The sequence below is a fragment of the Saccharothrix sp. NRRL B-16314 genome (genome assembly GCF_000716595.1).
In the GTDB taxonomy this organism is placed as follows: domain Bacteria; phylum Actinomycetota; class Actinomycetes; order Mycobacteriales; family Pseudonocardiaceae; genus Actinosynnema.
Genome location: NZ_JNXC01000258.1, coordinates 1 through 265, shown reverse-complemented (window position 1 = coordinate 265; position 265 = coordinate 1). Strand labels below are relative to the sequence as shown.

Genomic DNA, 265 nt, shown 5'->3' with positions numbered 1-265 from the left:
ATGCATGAGTCTGCGCACTTTTGTACGGTCCCGGAAACTCACCGGAGCATTGGCGGTGACCTCGGTGGCGGCCCTGTCCGTAGCCGGGGTGGTGGCCTCTACGGCCACCGCCAACGCTGCTGCCGGCTGCCGGGTCGCGTATTCGATCAGTAGCCAGTGGCAGGGCGGATTCGGCGCCAATGTCACGGTCACCAACCTGGGTGACGCCATTTCCGGCGGTTGGACGCTGGAATGGGACTTCGCCGCCGGCCAGACGGTTCAGCAG

At 65.7% G+C, this 265-nt stretch carries 1 protein-coding gene; it reads left to right on the top strand.

Annotated elements, in window-relative coordinates:
* Window positions 1-55: 55 nt before the first annotated feature.
* Window positions 56-265: cellulose binding domain-containing protein (locus tag OQ02_RS39900; protein ID WP_033443884.1), on the top strand; the 210-nt coding region annotated here is incomplete at its 3' end.